Consider the following 12957-nt stretch of genomic DNA (forward strand, 5'->3'; position numbering starts at 1 on the left):
CGATGAAATCTCGCTCGACATCCATCTCTCCTCGTTTTGATACGAGGGGTCAGTTCTTCGCTTCGTTAGGGGGTCAGTTTCTCATTTCGCCCGACAATTTCTCGACTTGGAGGCTAAATCTGCAACCGTCGCAATCGCAACTGGGCGACCACTTGGTGCGTCGATGCCGCTTTGATATCCACGAACCTTGGCAGGCAGGCAGTTCCATTACCATTATGATTGCCGAACCGAGGCCATGCGCGCGGCCGCTTGGACATCCGCCGACGCACAAAATTGGACCCCAGTCGCAGTGGCAATACGCTAAAGCTTGGCCATTATCCACAAGCGCGGCCGTTTTCCTTCGAGGCCGGTCCGGGGAAGCCCGAAGGCTATGCGGGACCTGGGTGCCGTGGCATGCCCGGAGCTATCGTCGCGGTAAATTCTGACCTTCATAGCCGCGCCCTTCTATCTGCATGCGCGTCCCAAATCGCTTGCGGTCCGTTCAATGGGCCATGAAAACGGGGATGCTACAGAGAGTTCGCACCGGCTTCTTTGACGCCGATCAATTCATCCGCGCTTTAGTCCGGGCTTCCACGGTCAATGGCGGCAAAGGCTGAAAACATGCACCTTTCCCAACGTTTTCGCATCGCCGATGCAGAACATACCTTGATTTAGCGCAATGAGGATGAAGTCCGGCTGCTCCGAAACCTTCCCCGGCAGCGTCACCATGATGCGGCCGCGGCCGCAGCTGCCATGCCCTTCGATTTCATTGTCAAAAAGTCGATGAACGTCCGAACTTTCGCCGACAGATATTTCCGACTGGGATAGACGGCATAAAGGATGGTGCTGAACGTGACACTGTCGGGGAGCACGGTTTTTAGCCGGCCAGCCTCGATATCCGTCTGAACCATCCATTTTGGAAGAAAAACGAGTCCCATACCCTCAAGTGCGGCAAGGTGTAGGATGGTCTCATTCTCGCTCTGCATTACGGTGTGGAACTGCACCGTCTGCGGCCCTGCGGGGCTTTTGAACGTCATCCCCTCATGGGTGGAAATTCCGCTATAGCGCAGCATCGCGTGGCCGTTTAGGTCGGCAATCGTTTCCAGCTGTCCTGTCCGCCTCAAGTAATCAGGTGATGCCATCAGGCAAAATTCTACAGGCATCAACGGTCTGGCGATGAGGCCGGGATCAAGCCGATCCGGGGTCGTCGCCCGCAGTGCAAGATCGAAGCCTTCGTCCACCAGGTTCACGATGCGGCCGCTCAGATGCAAATCGAGGCACACATCGGGATAACGACGGTTGTACTCCGCCAACATGCCCGTGAAGCACGTACTGGCGGCCCAAACTGGGGCGCTGCACTTAAGAGTGCCAAGCGGCATCACGGTAATGTTGCTAATCGCTGCCTCGACCTCGTCAAGGCCCTCAAGCATCTGCCTCGCCTGATTGAAATAAAGCGCCCCTGACTCCGTGAGGCTGACGCGACGACTGGTGCGGTTCAGCAACCGATTGCCGAGGCGGTTCTCCAGATGCATCACATGTTTGCTGACCATAGCTGCGGAAAGATTGAGACGGTTCCCCGCAGCCGCAAAACTCTTTAGCTCCGCAACCATGCAAAAAACGCGAAGGCTCATCATCGTGTCCATCGATCATCAACATATGGGAAATGATCCATCAACACAATGGTGATTGATCAACGGCGCGAAGATGATGATCCTCCTCTCCGATCCGTTTGTAGCCAAGGAAGAAAGTCTTAGAGATGACAGGGACGAGGCTTCCCACCTATTTCATCAGCCATGGCGGCGGCCCATGGCCCTATATGACCGGCGATTTCCGCCGAAACTTCGATCAGCTGGAGCAATCGCTGGTCGATATGAGGATGGAAATCAAAGATCGCCCCAGGGCAGTCCTTGTGATCTCCGGCCATTGGGAGGAGCAGCGCTTTACCATATCGTCAGGTGCCCGGCCGGGGATGGTCTATGACTATTATGGCTTTCCTGAACACCTCTATCACATCAAATATGGTGCGCCGGGCTCACCCGAACTTGCGAAGCGGGTGCAAAATCTTCTTCGCGAACGCGGCATAGAAGCCGATCTCGATCCGACGCGCGGTTTCGACCATGGCACGTTCAGCATTCTAAAGCCGCTTTATCCGGAGGAGAACGTTCCGGTCGTTCAGCTTTCCCTCGACGCCAGCTATGATCCGGCATTGCATCTTGAGGCGGGACGTGCCCTCACGCCGCTGCGCGACGAGAACGTGCTGATCATCGGAAGCGGCCTCAGCTATCACAATCTCAGGGCAATGCGAGACACAAGCGGCCACGAGCCATCCCGCCAGTTTGATGCTTGGCTGCAGCAGACATTGGTCCACTCAAGTTCCCACGAGCGGGCAAAGCGTTTGCTGGACTGGGAACAGGCGCCATATGCGCGCGCAGCTCATCCGCGAGAGGATCATCTCATTCCGCTTATGGCTGTGGTTGGTGCGGCAAGGGACGAACCGGGTGCAGTCACCTACCATCAGACTGACTTCGCAGGCGGCCTCACTGCCTCCAGCTTTCGTTTCGGCAACCCATAATCCAGCCACGAGGAGCAACCGGCGATGACGAACACCGATTTTAAGCCGATCGTCTATCTCAAAGAAAACTGCCCCTTCTGCCTGAAGGTCCGCCTTTTCCTGCTGGAAGCAGGATTAACGCCCGATGTCGAGGTTCACGACTTCGCCCCTGGGACAGAACAGGAGGACCTCATTCGCGCCGAGCTCCTTCCGCACCTCGACAGAGTGAGCTTCCCTTCCGCGCAGCTCGCACGCGGACGTTATGTCAGCGAATCCGACGACATCGTGGCGTTCCTGGCTGCAAAAGCGGGCCGCAACCCGAGCGACATGCCAGTTTACCGCAATTATGTCGATGGCGCCTTCGCCATGGCGATGGCGCTTTGGAAGGAAAACCGAGAGCTGAAGAAGGCCGCATCTGCCGCTTGATCGCCCGCTACGCTACTTAAACCGGAGAAAATCTTTATGCTGAATACCACAATTTGGGCGCCGCGCATCCTCGCCGTGCTCCGTATCATTACAGGCCTGTTGTTTCTGGAACACGCAACGATGAAGTTCTTGCAGTTCCCGGCGGCTATTCCAGGGCTACCTTATCCACTTCCCGCGATCATGCTGATCGCCGGCGCGATTGAGGTGGTGACGGGCGCATTCATCACTGTGGGATTTTATACCCGTCTTGCCGCATTCATTGCTTCGGGTGAAATGGCGGCCGCCTACTTTATGGCGCATGCCCCGCAGAGCTTCTGGCCAGCGCTCAACATGGGCGAGCCAGCCATCCTGTTCTGCTTCATCTTCCTTTATTTCGCCGTCGCCGGCGGTGGTGCGTGGGCGCTCGACAACCTTCGCCGCCCCGCTTTGGCGTGAAATCTCTATCCGAGCCGCTTCAGTTTAAAGGCCGATAGAGAAGATCGGCCTCGACCAAAACAACAGGAGGTACAGGTTGAAAGCCGCGCTTCTGAAAAATTATGGTGGTATCGATCAATTCGAAATCGAAGATATCGAAACGCCGAAGCCGGGTCCCGGAGAGGTTCTGATCAAGATCGAGGCTTCGGCCGTCAATCCCTTTGACCTCATCCTGCGCCAGGGCTTCATGGCTCAGTATATTCCGCTTCAATTGCCGGCGGTATTGGGAGGAGATGCAGCCGGGACAGTCGCAGAACTCGGCGAGGGCGTTGACGGGTGGACGATCGGCGATCGGGTGGTTGCCGATTTTGCGGCCAACGGAAGAGGGGCTCACGCCGAATACGGGGTGGTGCCAGCCACGTCGATCGCCAGACTGCCACCTGAACTCAGCTCCGAACAGGGAGCGGCACTCGTGAAAGCGGGGCTGACCGGAAGGCAGGTTGTCGATGCTTTGGACGTCAAGGCCGGTGACCGAGTACTGATTTCCGGCGGCCTCGGCTCAGTCGGTCGCGCCGCAATTCAGTACCTCAAGCAAATCGGTGCCAGACCGGTAGCGGGAGTTCGGCCGGAGCGGCTGGACGAAGCACGCGTTTTGGCGGGTGAGGCGCTCGACATCACGATGTTACCCGCCGGTCCCGCTTTCGATTACGCCATCAGCGCAGCGGCCCCAGTCGCCGGAAATCTTATCGCGCTCGTCCGAGACGGCGGCAAAGTCGCCAGCATCGTTCCGGTGCCCGCCGGAGCTAATGCCGGCGACCGCGTAAAAGTTCAGGAACTGTATCATCGGACCGACGCCGCAACGCTTGATGCGGTCTTGCAGGCTGCCGCGCAAGGACTGCTTGTGCTTGCGATTTCCCAGACCTTCAGCCTGGAAGAAATCGGTGCGGCTCAAAGCGCAGTTGGAGCAGGCGCGCAAGGGAAAGTCGTGCTGAGACATTAGGTGCAAAGACAACGAGCTGCCGACGGTCAGCGGTGTCTTACCTGAACCAGCTTGGAAGAAAATCTGAAAAGCTACGGACAGCCGCAGGCATCAGCGCATGGTGGGGGAAGGCCGCGCTCAACGGAAGCATATGAGTGCCGCAACCGCGAAGGATGAGCACGAGTTCCCGTTTGCAAGACAGTCGGACACGACAAAGGAAGGTGCGAGAACGGCCCCGTTCCGCTGAGCATCCGGCAACGCAGGATTAAACATTGGCTGCCGCAATTCGTCCTCTTTCGATCCGAGCACGGCGTCAGGTGCGAGCTGCGTCGGCGCTGCTACCTTAATCGAGCAGTTCGAGGCGCCGACGCCCCGGTCACGAAAACTCCAGCGACGCGGAGAGATTGGTCGGACGCGGTAGCTGCAAGCAACAACGCCTTACCTTCCCGCGATCTCCGATTTTGAAGCCTGACAATTCTTAAATGGAGGTCGAGACCTACAATATCAAAACTCTTCCCATGACGGCGATGCGGCTGCGGCTGCGCCAGAGCCACCGAATGCACCAGCAATTTTGGCTCGAAGCGCGCGCGTCGGCGATGCCGAAGGGCTAGACCGTTCGGTCGCGGCAGCCGGTCGAGCATAACTGCGCTCGTTTTGCAGATTGAACTTTCCAAGGAGGTCATTCAGGGCAGTTACCTCCTTGGCAAGGCTGTAGCTGGCGGCCGTCGATTCCTCAACCATGGCGGCGTTCTGTTGCGTTCCCTGGTCGATGCTGTTGACGGCGGTGTTGATCTCCTGCAGGCCGGTTGCTTGTTCGCGGGCGGCCTCGACGATCGCGCGCACGTTGCGGTCGATGTCCTCCACCTCCCTGACGATCTGCTGGAGTGACTGCCCGGTTCTCGTGACGAGGTTGACGCCGCTCTCAACTTGCTGACCAGAGGTCGAAATGAGCGCCTTAATCTCCTTAGCAGCGGTGGCGGATCGCTGCGCGAGCTCGCGCACTTCCTGCGCGACGACAGCAAAGCCCTTGCCAGCTTCACCCGCACGTGCGGCCTCGACGCCCGCATTGAGGGCAAGAAGGTTCGTTTGAAAGGCTATATCGTCGATAACGCCTATGATGTTGCTGATTCCGCCGGAGGATTTCGAGATTGCTTCCATCGCGGCAACCGCCTCCTGCATGACTTCACCGGATTTCTCCGCGCCGATGCGGGCGCGGCCAACCAGCGAGCTTGCTTCCTCTGCGCGCCTCGTGGAATCCTTGACGGTCGTGGTGATTTGCTCGAGTGCGGCCGCCGTCTGTTCAATGGAGCTTGCCTGCTGCTCGGTACGCCGGGAGAGATCGTCTGCGGCAGAGCGGATCTGGTTGGCGCCAGCCGCGATCGCCTGACCGCCCTGACCGACCGAGAGAAGCGTCTCTTGGAGCTTCGCCATGGAGGCGTTGAAGTTTGCTCTCAGACGGTCGAGATGAGCGACAAAGGGCTGCTCTATTCGGTAGAGCAAATTGCCGTTTGAAAGCTCGGCCAAACCGGTTGCTAGGCCATCGACGGCAAACTGCGTGTCAGCGGCGTCCTTGGCCTTCAGCCCTTCGCGTTCCAGCCTTTCCTTTTCAGAGAGGCTGCGATTGGCGTTAGCCTCCTGCTCCAATCTTATGCGTTCGATGGCATTGTCGCGGAAGATGGAGACAGCCGCGGCCATCTGACCGACTTCGTCCTTGCGTGAGACGCCGAAAATGGTCTCATCGGTATTTCCCTGCGCCAACGATATCATGCGGGCGCGCAGGCGTTCGATTGGAGCTGCAATGCCCCGCGCTGAGATCAAGGCTGCAATCAGTATCGCAGCGGCAAAAAGAGTGCCCAGTGCAATCAAGGCATCCGTAATTGTGCTCGTAGCCTGTTGGTTGAGCAACTCGCTTTTGGCGCTGATGTTCTCATTGAAAGAGACAACCCATTGGCGAATGGCCAGAGCCTCGCCGCTAATCAGTCCGTCGGCCTGCATTAAAAGCTTGGTTGCCGAATCGTCGTCATCAATCTTGCCCGCCGCCACAGCTTTATCTGTAACGGTAACGATGGCGTTAGCCTTCCCCAAAAGCTCTTCGACTGCGGTTGCCTGTTCCGGCACCAGTTTCCTAACATTGGCAAAGCGCTCCAAAAGAGCCTGTTTGTTTTCTTCATAGCTCTTAAGGAAACCGACCATTGCCGGATCTTTTGAATTATAAAGGTGAATTTGGTAGGCATTATAGCTTAGCGCCGCCAATCGTTGATTGGCCATCGACATCTGTATCGCTGCTGCCTCGTCCATTGAAATGAATCTGGAGTAGTTTGCAACGGTATCGCGGTATTGAGACGATACGAATAGAACGCCGGTAATGCCGATTAGACAAATCGGGATGATAACGGAAAGAACCTTTGTTCTAATCTTGACGTTCTGAAAAATACTCATGGGGGCTCGTTCACTCTAGGGAGCTGGTGACCGCCTAGCCGGCGGAGGTCGGTGTAGGTCGGCTGTCGTCTGCTTTGAAGACCGGGAACATTGCAGGGCATGAGCATCCTGCTCGCCGCCTGTTGGCGCTGCATCATTAAAATAGCAGCGACATCTGATGAAACAATTAAAAATGAAAAATCGTATTAAGTTGATGAAGTATTTCTGTCACCCTCCGAAGGCTGATGTCAAGGGAATATGGTTTGGAGGGAAGTGGAAAAAGGCAACAAGTTTCAGTTGGTTGACGTTCTCTCGGTAAGCCGCCCTATCTGGAAAATTCTTCGCGCAAGCAGTTTTCAGAGAAGAACAGCAAACAAGCGCGTAGCGTAGCGAGTACCAGCACGATGCGCTGGACGCTTGGAACGAGAGGCTCCATTGAAGGTGTTCGGATCCGTTGACCGGCGGAGGCCGATAGGATTAAGCGAAGTGAAATACGCCCGTAGCTCAGCTGGATAGAGCGCCACCCTCCGAGGAATGCGGCTGATCAAGATCAGGCGGCTGTCGCGGCGTCACCGTCCAGAATAATGCGAATACGCTTGATCTGCGCATCCGGTGTGAGTTCGAAGAGATCGAGCACATACGTGTCGAGCGTCGGCGTCAAGCGCCGTTCCCACCTATAGCCGAAATGCGCGATGATGCGGTCGGCTCCGTCCTCGGCGACATAGATCGTCCGGATTTTAACTTCCGCACTGATCGTGTCAGCGTGCAATGTCTCGAAGAAAGCGCGCGCCGGTATTGTTCCGTAAACCGGCGACACCACGACAGCGTCCGCGGTGCAGCAACCCTCATTCCCTCCAGATCACCGCTCGACAGCGCGGTAAGGTAGCGACGGACAGTCTCTGTGTTTGCAGACATACGACTCTCCGTCGTTCGACCAGGATGAAGATTAGATCGCTGAGCCGTAGATCATTGGAAGGCGACTCGGTGCTTTTCGACGAACTCGGCTACCGTCATCGGCCGGCGGCCGCCGATCTTCTCAACAAGATCGTTCATGCCCACGAATTGGGCTTCGGCAGGATCCGACCCTGCCGCCTCCTCTATGTGCTGAGAAAGGAACGGCACATCCTGGCCGTACAGGTTCAAGACCCACTGTTTGCCCGAGATATGCTCATAGCGAACCGGCTTGCCGAGCACCTGGCCGGCTATCTCGGCAATTTCCGGGGGGGTCATTTCGACGGGGCCAAAGAGTTGGTAGGTCTGGCCCTGATGCGGTTCTGGATCAGCTAGGATCGCAGCTATCACCGCTCCCCGATCCTCGGCTGAAATTGGTGCGAAGCGCATCGTCGGAGCGAAAGGCACCTTGTAGTGCCCGTCGCGGATCTGGCTGCGCATGTAGAGAAGCCACTCATTGAATACGGTCGGCCGCAAATGGGTAACGGGCGTCCCAGCCCAATCGAAAACTCGCTCCGCGACCCAATGCTGAAGCGCGGACTCGCTTCTTGAGTCCCGGCGCGCCGTTCTTTGCGACATGTTCACGATGGCCTCGGCCTTCGCTTCGATCGCGGCTTGCGCGAAATGCGCCGAGGCCTGAACGATACCCGGCCGGATCGGGTAAACAAAATAGCCCCGCTTTGCGCCCGCAAACGCACGCCGGACGGCGTTGAAGTCTAGCAGGTCGCCAACCACGATTTCCGCTCCCTGAGCGTGGAGCTGGGCGGAACGATCGTCCTCCTTGTGGACGAGGGCGCGAACAGGAAGGCCCTTTTCCAGGAGCAACGTCGTGGCGATGCGGCCGGTGGCGCCGGTGGCGCCCGCAATGAGAATGGGTGAGTTCATATCGATGACGCCTCTACAAGTTTGAAATCGCTGAGGTCGGCCGCAATGATGACGACTTCCTTGTTCGGTGCGCCGTCAGGGCCGCGCGGATAGATTCGCCGCTGGGTCGGGAAGACGATCCCGTCGAAGGTCTGGTGGCCATCGACGTAGTGGGCGACTGGCCCACGCTGGGTGACCTCGACCGCGTAATCCTCACGGCGAAGCAAACCCCTGTCGTCGAAATAGAGCACCTGCTCGGAGGAGAGGGTTGCGATCGACTTCGGAAAGCTGACCTTCACCGCTCGCCAGGTCTCGCCATCCTCGGTCCAGGGCGCGACCTCTTCGAGATGGATGTCACCCTGCACGAGCCGGAACGGGAGGTTGAAGTAGGTCCACAGGGCGTGGCCGGCGAAGTAGACCAACTGCGGCCCACTCCAGGGCGAGTCGGGCTTGAAACTTTCGCGCGGTTCTTTCAGCTCCTCGACGATGCGGCCGTCCGTGGTGACGATCGCCGTTCGATCGGGCTGGTAGAGGCCGACATGGCCGGGCTCGAGGAAAGGATCGATGCTGACCCGCTGGTCCCGCGTATCGACTGTCACGCGAGTCGGCTGTCTTGAGAACGCTTCCTGGCCACGCATCGTCAAGGCGAGCCCGTTCGGCTGAAAGGTCGCAGAGACCTTCTCCACCCGGGACCAGCGCTCAAGCCCGCCGTGAGCCTCGATCAGTTCGTTGATGAGTTGAAGCATGGCGTTCTCCCGTTGTTGGGCTTCATGGATATTTCCTTCGGTTAACTTGCATTGGGTCGGCCGCCTGCGGGCTTAGTAGGTGTTGCACGCTGCAAAAGTGTGCGGGATCGATCAGCCAACCAGGTGTGGCACAGCACGGTGGCCGCGATCACCAGCGTCGCTCCGACACGACAAAGGCGAGCGTGCGGATGACCGGAATGCCGGCTGTGTAGACAACGTAGTGAACTAGCCGAGCCCCAAGATAGGTTTGCGCGGCTAAGACCGTCGCCTGAGGCGCCGATCAGCGCCAGGATGATGACGAGCGGCGCGAAGACAGCGAAATTCTCCACGGCGTTGGCGTGCGCGTGCCGCGCCCGCTCGGCCCAGGCGGGATCGGCGGGGGCGGTCGGGTCAGCGGGATCGGCGAACGTGCGGCCCGGCCCTCGCGTCAGTATGCGCATCCCCATGTAGGGAACCCACATTAGGACCGTCGCGATGGTGACGAGGACGAGGACATAGAGTTCAGGCGGCGATGTGGCCCATCGTGGCGGTGGCGCCGCCGATGAGGATGGGGGGTTCATTGGCGGCGCCTTTCGAGATCACTGAGCTTGGAGCAGGAGGCCGAGCGGCTTGAGCGGCCCGACCGGGAGGAACTCGAAATCGAGGAAGCCAGCGGAGGCAAGCGGCATCGCCTCGATGGTCGCCTTGGCCTCTTCCACAGACGCGACGCTCATAAGGAAAACGACGCCCGGCTTGTCTTCCGTGAAGTAGAACTGCTCGATCTTGCCTTCGAGATAGAGCTTCAGGGTGTGCGGCACTTCTTTGGGCATGATGTGCTTGCGATCCTCATCCGTGATCGGCTTGTTGGCCCGTCCGATAGCGAAGACTTTCATCTGCTTTTCCTCATCGTGGTGAATTCAGCGAGGCAGACTCTAGACCCTGGCCGTCAAAAGCGGTACGGTCGTAAATGCCAACTTCAAGGCCATTTACGCCATGCGGATTTCAGTGCTCGTTCTCGATGGGGTGTTTGACACCGGGCTGACGGCGGTACTTGACGCCCTTCGGGTCGCCAACAACCTCGCGGGTCGACAGGGGAAGCAGCCTCCATTCGAGGTTTCCGTGGTCGGGTTGCGGCAGAAGGTCCGGACGGCAGTTGGGTTAATGGTCCCGGTCCATGCCCCGACGCCGGCATTGCAGCCGGATTGGGTGATCGTTCCGGCCTTGGCGACGTCAACTCCGGAGCTTCTCGTTCCAGCCCTTGGGCGCGCCGACGTGAAGAAAGCTATCGTGCAAATCGGGAAGTGGCACGAACAGGGCGCGAAGATCGCCACCTCCTGTATCGGCGTGTTTCTATTGGCCGAAACCGGGCTTCTCGATCACCGGGAAGCGACGACAACCTGGTGGCTCGCTCCGCTGTTTCGACAACGCTACGCAAGGGTCCAACTCGAAGAGTCTCGGATGCTAGTGCCAACCGACATCGGCGTTACGGCTGGCGCCGCGATGGGGCATCTTGATCTCGCGCTTTGGCTGATCCGAAAGACCAGCCCAGAGTTGGCAGGCGTCGTGTCGCGCTACCTGCTCGCCGATCTACGCTCGTCGCAGGCTCAATACATTATTCCAAATCATTTGGCGCAAGCTGACCCGCTTGTTCTGCGGTTCGAGCGGTGGGCACGCGAGCGCCTGAAGGAAGGCTTTTCGCTACAAGATGCTGCGGCCGCTTTGGGAACGAGCTCGCGTTCGTTGCAGCGTCGTTGCCAAGCCATATTGGGCAAGTCCCCGCTCTCCTACTTCCAAGACCTGCGTGTTGAGCACGCGCAGTCTCTTCTGCATGCCGGGCTGGACCTTGACGCTGCAGCGGCCGAAGTGGGCTACATCGAGGGGGCCACGTTGGGTACCCTCTTGCGCCAGCGGACAGGCCGCGGTGTGCGCGACCTTCGGGCCGATCTGCGCTGACAGCAGCGGCGCAGGTCTTGCCCTGTGCAAGACCTTACGCTTGGAAAAAGGCAGATTAGCTGCGCCGAAACGCGTCAAGGCCACGTTGCACGGCCGGCCTTGCGCCAATACGTTCGAGCTATTGTACGAGCGGACGTTGCGGCTGCCATTCGAAGTGACGCTGATAGGCGCGCACGATGGTGAGCCCCCTATATCGGCGAGCGAGAAGCGCTCGCCGGCCATGTAGGGTCCTTCAGTTAGAAACCTCTCCGCTGCCTCCAGACGTTCAACGAGGTTCGTTTTGAGCAGAGCCGCGGCGTCACCCTGGCCACGATTGCTGAGCGTAAACACGGCCCCCGACCAGACGATGGCGTCGGTGACGAAATAAAAGAAGCGCTCCAAGGCGCGAGCCCGGCTTGTCCCGTCCTCCGGCAGCTGGTGACTAGACGGACCTCGCTCGGCCGTGTGGAACATGATTGCGTTCGATTGGGTGAGCACAAATGGCTCGTCGGGGTCGACAGATCGACGAGCTTTGAAACGAAGGGCACGTCGGCCTCGTACAGGGCGATGGCCGCCCTATGCGAGTTCCCAGTGTTGGCCGAAGAGTTCAAGTATTCTGGCCGTATTGCATCACGATGCCGAGCGGCGTGAGCGGGCCGACCGCGGTGCACTCGTATATTACGAAGCCATCGGCCGTCAGGGGCAGTGCGTTCACGGCTGCTTCGGCCTCCTCGACGCTTCTCGCGCTCATGAGGAAGATCGGCCCGACATTTTCGCGGAACCAGAACTGCTCGATCATACCTTCGAGATAGAGCTTGATGGTGGCGGCCACCTCGATCGGGCGGTACTTCTGGCGAAGTTCCGGCGTCAGTGGTTTGATGAGCTTTCCGGTCGCGAACACTTTCATCGGCATTTCCTTGCGTGGAATAAAATCTTGACCGCTCGTCTATTCGGCCGGCAGCATTTTAGCGTCACGCCGCAAATTTTTGTATTGGCGGAAACGCCAACATTCGCGTCGTTCACGCCACTATCAATCGCCTGGAGGCGGAGGAGCAGGCCCCACCGTCGGCTTCGGCCGGCGCGTCAGCCAGACCGGCGGAAATGACGAGGAGCGCGGCCCAACTCTGAAGTGAAAAATCTCCAAATTCGACATGAGGTACGATTGCGACTACGTCGGATCATAACGGAACTTGCCGCCATTCAGCGGGACCGGGCGAATGGATGCCAGGGGCGTCGGGAATTAGGATGGAGAAAAAACTAATTGGGAGAACTCAAGGAACGTGTCCGCTGTGCGGCCGTGCTGGAACGATCGGGGTTCACCGTAGACTAAAAGGAAAGCACCCGGCGCGCCGTAAAATACAGGTGTCCTTTTGCCAAATTAAATGCCAGCGACGCCGGCCTTACCGAGTGCATTGGTTGCGGCTGTCTGTCGATCGACCGGTGCGGGCTGGCGAATCCTGCCGATGTGGCGCGACGCAAAGGGCCGGGGCCAATGTATGTATAGGCTGGGGTGGGTACGCCGCGGCCGAAATCTGACGATTCTAAAACCTTCGACCTGTTTCTATATTCGACAAGCAACCAAAACGGTTCCTGTCTACTATCGCTAGTCCGGGCAGCAAGCGACGATCAGTCGACAAATTCGACGACCACGCCGGGCTTGACCATTCCGGCCAATTCTTCGACATCCCAGTTTGTCAGTCGGACACATCCGTGAGAAC

General features: G+C 58.5%; 14 protein-coding genes and 1 pseudogene. 6 read left to right on the top strand and 9 right to left on the bottom strand.

Annotation, left to right across the window (positions count from 1 at the left end):
• Positions 1 to 701: 701 nt before the first annotated feature.
• Positions 702 to 1622, bottom strand: coding sequence for a LysR family transcriptional regulator (locus PY650_RS34830; protein WP_285884601.1), 921 nt, complete (start codon positions 1620 to 1622; stop codon positions 702 to 704).
• A gap of 113 nt (positions 1623 to 1735) precedes the next feature.
• Between PY650_RS34830 and PY650_RS34835 the strand changes: the two genes are divergently transcribed.
• The 4 genes from PY650_RS34835 to PY650_RS34850 all read left to right on the top strand — a co-directional run bounded on the left by PY650_RS34835 (position 1736) and on the right by PY650_RS34850 (position 4370).
• Positions 1736 to 2551, top strand: coding sequence for a DODA-type extradiol aromatic ring-opening family dioxygenase (locus tag PY650_RS34835; protein ID WP_285884602.1), 816 nt, complete (start codon positions 1736 to 1738; stop codon positions 2549 to 2551).
• Between the two features lie 24 nt (positions 2552 to 2575).
• On the top strand, positions 2576 to 2956 hold the full coding sequence (locus PY650_RS34840) for a glutathione S-transferase N-terminal domain-containing protein (RefSeq protein WP_285884604.1): 381 nt from the start codon (positions 2576 to 2578) through the stop codon (positions 2954 to 2956).
• A 36-nt stretch (positions 2957 to 2992) separates the two neighbouring features.
• Positions 2993 to 3391: a DoxX family protein gene (locus PY650_RS34845; protein WP_285884605.1), complete on the top strand. Its 399-nt coding sequence runs from the start codon at positions 2993 to 2995 to the stop codon at positions 3389 to 3391.
• A 76-nt stretch (positions 3392 to 3467) separates the two neighbouring features.
• The gene (locus PY650_RS34850) at positions 3468 to 4370 is read left to right on the top strand and encodes an NADP-dependent oxidoreductase (RefSeq protein WP_285884606.1); all 903 of its coding nucleotides are present in this window, start codon (positions 3468 to 3470) and stop codon (positions 4368 to 4370) included.
• A 483-nt stretch (positions 4371 to 4853) separates the two neighbouring features.
• Here the strand turns inward: PY650_RS34850 and PY650_RS34855 are convergent, their stop codons facing one another.
• The 6 genes from PY650_RS34855 to PY650_RS34885 form a co-directional block, all read right to left on the bottom strand.
• A complete protein-coding gene (locus tag PY650_RS34855) occupies positions 4854 to 6788 on the bottom strand; it encodes a methyl-accepting chemotaxis protein (RefSeq protein ID WP_285884608.1) in 1935 nt (644 codons plus the stop codon).
• A gap of 529 nt (positions 6789 to 7317) precedes the next feature.
• Positions 7318 to 7587: a hypothetical protein gene (locus PY650_RS34860; RefSeq protein ID WP_285884609.1), complete on the bottom strand. Its 270-nt coding sequence runs from the start codon at positions 7585 to 7587 to the stop codon at positions 7318 to 7320.
• Positions 7588 to 7733: 146 nt separating this feature from the next.
• On the bottom strand, positions 7734 to 8603 hold the full coding sequence (locus tag PY650_RS34865) for an NmrA family NAD(P)-binding protein (protein ID WP_285884610.1): 870 nt from the start codon (positions 8601 to 8603) through the stop codon (positions 7734 to 7736).
• Positions 8600 to 9328 carry a hypothetical protein gene (locus PY650_RS34870; protein WP_285884611.1) on the bottom strand — a complete coding sequence of 243 codons (729 nt, stop codon included), beginning with the start codon at positions 9326 to 9328 and terminating at the stop codon, positions 8600 to 8602. The genes PY650_RS34865 and PY650_RS34870 overlap by 4 nt, the downstream gene beginning before the upstream one ends.
• A 41-nt stretch (positions 9329 to 9369) precedes the next feature.
• Positions 9370 to 9888, bottom strand: a complete 519-nt coding sequence (locus PY650_RS37240; RefSeq protein ID WP_349644544.1) for an MAPEG family protein — start codon at positions 9886 to 9888, stop codon at positions 9370 to 9372.
• Positions 9889 to 9906: 18 nt separating this feature from the next.
• The gene (locus PY650_RS34885; RefSeq protein ID WP_285884612.1) at positions 9907 to 10200 is read right to left on the bottom strand and encodes a hypothetical protein; all 294 of its coding nucleotides are present in this window, start codon (positions 10198 to 10200) and stop codon (positions 9907 to 9909) included.
• Positions 10201 to 10300: 100 nt separating this feature from the next.
• Here PY650_RS34885 and PY650_RS34890 point away from each other — a divergent pair, with 100 nt between their 5' ends.
• Positions 10301 to 11260 carry a GlxA family transcriptional regulator gene (locus tag PY650_RS34890; RefSeq protein WP_285884613.1) on the top strand — a complete coding sequence of 320 codons (960 nt, stop codon included), beginning with the start codon at positions 10301 to 10303 and terminating at the stop codon, positions 11258 to 11260.
• A 586-nt stretch (positions 11261 to 11846) separates the two neighbouring features.
• On the opposite strand, the gene PY650_RS34895 is transcribed toward PY650_RS34890, so the two are convergent.
• A complete protein-coding gene (locus PY650_RS34895) occupies positions 11847 to 12146 on the bottom strand; it encodes a hypothetical protein (RefSeq protein WP_285884614.1) in 300 nt (99 codons plus the stop codon).
• A gap of 489 nt (positions 12147 to 12635) precedes the next feature.
• On the opposite strand from PY650_RS34895, the pseudogene PY650_RS34900 reads away from it, so the two are divergent.
• Positions 12636 to 12743 (top strand): annotated as a pseudogene (locus PY650_RS34900) (redox-sensitive transcriptional activator SoxR); the annotation flags it as partial.
• 122 nt (positions 12744 to 12865) lie between these two features.
• Here the strand turns inward: PY650_RS34900 and PY650_RS34905 are convergent.
• Positions 12866 to 12957 (bottom strand): L,D-transpeptidase family protein (locus PY650_RS34905; protein WP_285879340.1); only part of this gene is annotated, 92 nt, incomplete at its 5' end.

The sequence above is a fragment of the Martinezella calliandrae genome (genome assembly GCF_030272695.1).
GTDB classification, from domain to species: domain Bacteria; phylum Pseudomonadota; class Alphaproteobacteria; order Rhizobiales; family Rhizobiaceae; genus Rhizobium; species Rhizobium calliandrae.

Coding starts and splice junctions, on each gene's coding strand:
- PY650_RS34830 (WP_285884601.1), bottom strand. CDS start 1,622: ATGGACACGATGATGAGCCTTCGCGTTTTTTGCATGGTTGCGGAGCTA.
- PY650_RS34835 (WP_285884602.1), top strand. CDS start 1,736: ATGACAGGGACGAGGCTTCCCACCTATTTCATCAGCCATGGCGGCGGC.
- PY650_RS34840 (WP_285884604.1), top strand. CDS start 2,576: ATGACGAACACCGATTTTAAGCCGATCGTCTATCTCAAAGAAAACTGC.
- PY650_RS34845 (WP_285884605.1), top strand. CDS start 2,993: ATGCTGAATACCACAATTTGGGCGCCGCGCATCCTCGCCGTGCTCCGT.
- PY650_RS34855 (WP_285884608.1), bottom strand. CDS start 6,788: ATGAGTATTTTTCAGAACGTCAAGATTAGAACAAAGGTTCTTTCCGTT.
- PY650_RS34865 (WP_285884610.1), bottom strand. CDS start 8,603: ATGAACTCACCCATTCTCATTGCGGGCGCCACCGGCGCCACCGGCCGC.
- PY650_RS34870 (WP_285884611.1), bottom strand. CDS start 9,328: ATGCTTCAACTCATCAACGAACTGATCGAGGCTCACGGCGGGCTTGAG.
- PY650_RS37240 (WP_349644544.1), bottom strand. CDS start 9,888: ATGAACCCCCCATCCTCATCGGCGGCGCCACCGCCACGATGGGCCACA.
- PY650_RS34885 (WP_285884612.1), bottom strand. CDS start 10,200: ATGAAAGTCTTCGCTATCGGACGGGCCAACAAGCCGATCACGGATGAG.
- PY650_RS34890 (WP_285884613.1), top strand. CDS start 10,301: ATGCGGATTTCAGTGCTCGTTCTCGATGGGGTGTTTGACACCGGGCTG.
- PY650_RS34895 (WP_285884614.1), bottom strand. CDS start 12,146: ATGAAAGTGTTCGCGACCGGAAAGCTCATCAAACCACTGACGCCGGAA.